Genomic DNA, 5115 nt, shown 5'->3' on the forward strand with positions numbered 1-5115 from the left:
GGCCGGACCCGCCTGCGGGTCGCCCCTCCGCGACAGCGCGCGGAGCGCCCGCGGCGAGTGCGGCGGAGGCGCGCGTGCTCGCCGGATCGATCCCGCCCGGAACACGGCCGGGCAGCGGACGGTAGGACGGGAGATCCTGGATGCCGGTCGAGGCGGCATGGGCCTCGCAGACGATCGCCGCCTCGGAGAGTCCGGGTCGGTCGCGGAACGGGGTCGGGAAGCGGTCGGCCAGTTCCCAGGTCAGGTGCTGCCGGTCGGCGCGACGCTGGCGATACAGCTCGGCGACGGCGGCCAGGTCCGCGCCGAAGGGGTCGAGGTCGGGGTCGGAGGGGCGAATCGCCAGGTACCAGGCGGTGATTCGATCGCCCGCGCCGACTTGGAGCACGCGCACCGCCCCGGCGGTGACGGCGGGGAGGCGCGGGGCGGTCAACGCGGTGGCGAGAATGCGGTCGATCTCGGAGTCGGTCAGGTCCGCGGTGCCCGCGATGACGGTGCCGGTGGAGGTCAGCAGCCAGGCCGAGACCTGTTGTTCGGCGGCGAAATCGACGATCAGGGTCTCGATCTCGGCTCCGGCGGCGACCGCGGACAGCAGGCGGCGCTGGCGGTCGGCCCGGGATTGCACGCGTCGCCAGCGCACATCGGCGGCCTGGTCGGCCAAGTATTCGATGATGCGGCTGAACGGCACGCTCTGCGGTGCGGACAGCAACGGCAGGCCGTGGTCTCGGCACGCCGCCACCACGTCCTCGGGCACCTGCCCGTGCAGGGCCTGCCCGGCGACCACTCCGGCCACCCCGGATCCGGCCAGCAGGCTGACGTAGCGGTCCGAGTCGGCGGCGTGCTGCCGCCACACCAGGCCGGTGCAGACCAGCGCGCCGGGGGTGACGAAGGGCCGGGGGTCGGGCATGTCGGTGGCGCAGACTCGCGCGACCGGCCGGTCCAGGTCCCCCGCGTCTCCGTGCAACAGCCGCATGCGCAGTTGGGGCGCATCGAGGATGTCGCGTACTCGCACGGCCTACCTCCCGTGGTCGGTCCGAATTGTCCGCCACGGTAGAAGCCGGTTGTTGCCACCCCGTTTCCGGCGAATCACACCTCGGTAGGGTGGTCGCCGTGAGTCGGCGCATACCAGTCCTGATCGTGGCCGGATTCCTCGGTGCCGGCAAGACGACGCTGCTCAACCGGCTGTTGCGGACCCGCGACGCCCGGATCGGGGTGGTGGTCAACGACTTCGGCGCGGTGAACATCGACGCCATGCTGGTCGCGGGTCAGGTCGACGCCATGGTGTCGCTGGGCAACGGGTGCGTGTGCTGCGCGGTCGACGTCAGCGAGCTGGACGAGCTGTTCGACCGGCTGGCGCATCCCAAGCAGAAGATCGACGTCATCGTGGTGGAGGCCAGCGGACTGGCCGAGCCGCGCAATCTGATCCGCATGGTCGTGAACAGCGACAATCCGCGGATCCGCTACGGCGGGCTGATCGAGGTGGTCGACGCCGAACACTTCCCCGAGAGCCGCGACCGACATCCCGAACTCGCCACGCACCTGCGGATGGCGGATCTGGTGGTGCTGAACAAATCCGACCGGGTCGAGGCCGCCGCGCTGGAGCGGCTGCGGGCGGAGATCACCGCGGCCGTCGGGCAGGTGCCGGTGTATCCGACCAGCCACGGGCGCATCGACCCGGGCCTGCTGTTCGACCTGCCCACCCGCGCGCCCCGCACCCCGCGCGTCGGCGAGCAGCTCAGCTTCGACGAACTACTGCACGACGACGCCGCGGACGACCCGGGCCACGGCGACCACTGCCACGACGGCTGCGCCCACGACCACCGGCATCTGCACGACGGCTACGACAGCGTCTCCTTCACCTCCGACACCGACCTCAATCCGCGCGAACTCATCGCGCTGCTGGAGGATCCGCCGTCAGGCCTGTTCCGCGCCAAGGGCGTGCTCGCGTTCGCCGTCCCCGACGATCCGCGAAAGTTCGTGCTGCACATGGTCGGCCGCCACATCACCCTGGAGCCCACCGCCTGGGCCCGCCACGAGCCCCGGGTCAGCAATCTGGTCCTCATCGGTTCGGGCCTCGACGCCGACGCCGTCACCGACCGGCTGCGCGGCGCCGTCCACGCCGCCGCCGATCCCCTCGACGACCACGCGCTGCTCCCGGTCTGGCGGTATGTCGCCGATGACCAGGCGCTTGTCGGCGAGAGCTGATTCGGCCTCGAGTTCGGCGCGCAGCTCGGCCACCTCGGCGGCCAGCTCGTCGCGCATCGACTCGCGTTCGACCAGTGCCGCCCGCATGGTCTCGACACTGTCGTTCATGGCCGCGAGCCGCTGATCGGCGCCCCGCAGCAGCCACTCCACCACGTCGCGCCGCCCGACCGCGGCGCTCGCGGCACGCACCCAGTCGACGGCGAACCGCACCCACTCCTGCGGCTTGGGCACGTCCTTGGGGTCGTCCCACCCCTTGCGCTGGGTCGCCTTGGTCGACAGCACCAGCTGCGCCTTCTTGCCGCGTCCCGGCGAGCTCATCTCCGCCATGGACAGCTTGCCCGCGCTGGTCACCACGGCGGTGAACCGGTACTTGCCCGCCAGGTGCATGCGCAGTTCGGCGGTGCCGCGGCCGTCGGAGTCCATGGCCCCCAGCCACGGACCGTCCGCCGCCTCGATGATGGCCGCCAGAATCTCCAGCTGCCCGACACCGCGGCGCAACCGCGCGGCGGCGGTGCGCAACGCGCCCGGCGTGGCCGTCATCTGATCCCAATGCATGCCCCGAACATATCCCCACCGCGGGACGCCGCCGTGATTGACTGGCCGAGTGAACGGGTTCCCGGCAGTGGCCTCGTGGCGGCATCGCGGCGCGCGGACCGGATTCGAGGTGGCGTTCTTCGCCGAGGACGAACGCGGGCTGCTGATCCGCGGCACCACCACCGCCACCGAGGACGGCGCGTCCTGGATCATCGATTACGTTGTGCTGCTGGACGCTTCGTGGGCGACCCGGTCGGCCCGGATCACCGGGCGCGGCGCGCAGGGCGTCCGGGTGGTGGAACTGGAGGCCGACGGGCGGGGCCGGTGGACCGTCGACGGTATGCCCGCGCCGCACCTGGACGGTTGCTTGGATCTGGACCTGGAGTCCTCGGCCATGACCAATACCTTTCCGGTGCATCGGCTGTGGCCGCTCGGCGACCATCCGGTGTCCACGCCCGCGGCGTATGTCCGGGCCGCGGATCTGACCGTGACCCGCTTGGAGCAGACCTACTGCCGGATCGGCGCGCGGCATGTCGCCTACACCGCACCGGACCTCGACTTCGCATGCCGGCTGACCTATGACGCGGACGGGCTGATCTCGGACTATCCGGGTATCGCGGCCCGGGTTCAGTAACCGGGCTCGGTAACCCGACACAGAAAACAAGCGAGGCGGCTCGTTTTCGCCGCGGACGCGCGACGGTGCCCTAGCCTGGCGGCGTGCGAGTTGTGGTTGCGAATCGTGGTGAGGTCGCGGTCCGGGTGGTGCGGACGGCACGGGAGCTCGGCTACTCGACGGAGGTGCTGCACACCGCCGAGGACAGCGCGAGCCTGGCGGTGCGGCTCGCCGATCAGGCCCTCGTGTTGCCGGGCAGCGGTGCGGCCGGATACCTGGACATCGACTCGGTGGTGCGCGCGGCCGCTGCCTGCGGGCCCGGCGCACTGGTCCATCCCGGGTACGGCTTCCTCAGCGAGAGCGCCGAATTCGCGGCCGCCTGCGCGGCGGCCGGACTCACGTTCGTCGGCCCCTCCCCCGAGGTGCTGCGCGTCTTCGGCGACAAGGTCGCGGCTCGCGCGACGGCCGAACGCGCCGGACTGACCGTGCTCCCCGCGACCCGTGCGGGAGCCGAGTCCGCCGAGATCGCGGCCCTGCTGGCCGACCACCCCGGCGGCGTCATGTTGAAGGCCGCGGCGGGCGGCGGTGGACGCGGCATGCGGCCCGTCACCGACCCGGACCGCCTGGCCGAGACCATCGACCGGTGCCGGGCCGAGGCGCTCACCGGATTCGGCGACGACCGGGTGTACGCCGAGGCGCTCGTCACCCGCGCCCGCCACATCGAGGTGCAGGTGGTCGCGGACGGAGTCGCGGCCACCACCCTGGGCGACCGGGATTGCAGCGTGCAGCGGCAACGCCAGAAGCTGATCGAGATCGCGCCCGCGCCGAATCTGCCCGCGGCGCTGCGCGATCGGCTGCACCGGGACGCGATCCGCATCGCCGAGGCCGTGGGTTGCCGCGGCGTCATCACCGTCGAGTTCCTGGTCGAACCCGGCTCGGGCGCCGGCGACGCGAACGTGTGGTTCCTGGAGGTGAACCCACGCCTCCAGGTCGAGCACACCGTGACCGAGGCCGTCACCGGCGTGGATCTGGTGGCCCGGCAACTCGATCTGGCGCGGGGCCACACCCTGACCGAACTCGACCTGCCCAAGCACGAGACCCGCGGCCACGCCGTCCAGGCACGCGTGAACGCCGAACTGCTCGCGGCCGACGGTACGGTGCTGCCCAGCACCGGCGTGATCAGCCGCTTCGACGCCCCGACCGGCCTCGGCGTGCGCGTGGACACCGCCGCCCAGGTGGGCATGCGCCAAGGCGTGCACTTCGATTCACTGCTCGCGAAGATCATCACCCACGCCCCGACCCACCCCGCCGCGCTGCGTCGCTGCGCGGATGCGCTCGCCGAGACCATGATCGGCGGCGTCGACACCAACCTGCACCTGCTGCGCGCCGTGCTCGCCGAACTGCACGAGCTGAGCGCGCCGGTCGACGCGGACAGCAGGACCACGGCGACCGCGTCGGCCCTGCCGACCACAGCAACCGCACGCACCGCCAGCAACAGCGGCGACATCGGCAGCTGCAACAGCAATAGCGGCAGCATCGGTGGCAGTCACGACAGCAACCCCGGACGCAGCGACAGCGACAGCGGCAGCGACAGCGGCAGCGGCAGCGACAGCGGCAGCAGCGGCAACAGCGGCGGCAGCGGCGGCAGCAGCGGCAGCAGCAACAGCGACGGCAGCAGCAACAGAGGACACCCCGATGACCATCACCAACCCCGACGCCATGACCCCGGCCGAGGTGGTCGACGCCCTCAACGCCAAGTGCGTTGC

General features: G+C 71.8%; 4 protein-coding genes. 3 read left to right on the forward strand and 1 reads right to left on the reverse strand.

Translation table 11 applies throughout. From position 1 onward, the window contains the following. On the reverse strand, positions 1-1009 hold a 1009-nt coding region (locus ACWELJ_RS33205; RefSeq protein WP_452370027.1), incomplete at its 3' end, for a PucR family transcriptional regulator ligand-binding domain-containing protein. A gap of 98 nt (positions 1010-1107) precedes the next feature. On the opposite strand from ACWELJ_RS33205, the gene ACWELJ_RS33210 reads away from it, so the two are divergent. From ACWELJ_RS33210 to ACWELJ_RS33220, 3 genes are all read left to right on the forward strand, one after another. Continuing rightward, positions 1108-2202: a CobW family GTP-binding protein gene (locus ACWELJ_RS33210; RefSeq protein WP_452370028.1), complete on the forward strand. Its 1095-nt coding sequence runs from the start codon at positions 1108-1110 to the stop codon at positions 2200-2202. Between the two features lie 604 nt (positions 2203-2806). Then, positions 2807-3370 (forward strand): putative glycolipid-binding domain-containing protein, encoded by a 564-nt coding sequence (locus ACWELJ_RS33215; protein ID WP_452370029.1) that lies wholly within the window; start codon positions 2807-2809, stop codon positions 3368-3370. Between the two features lie 83 nt (positions 3371-3453). Beyond that, positions 3454-5115, forward strand: a 1662-nt coding sequence (locus ACWELJ_RS33220; RefSeq protein WP_452370030.1) for an ATP-binding protein, incomplete at its 3' end; no start/stop codon positions are given.

Source organism: Nocardia sp. NPDC004582 (genome assembly GCF_053602115.1).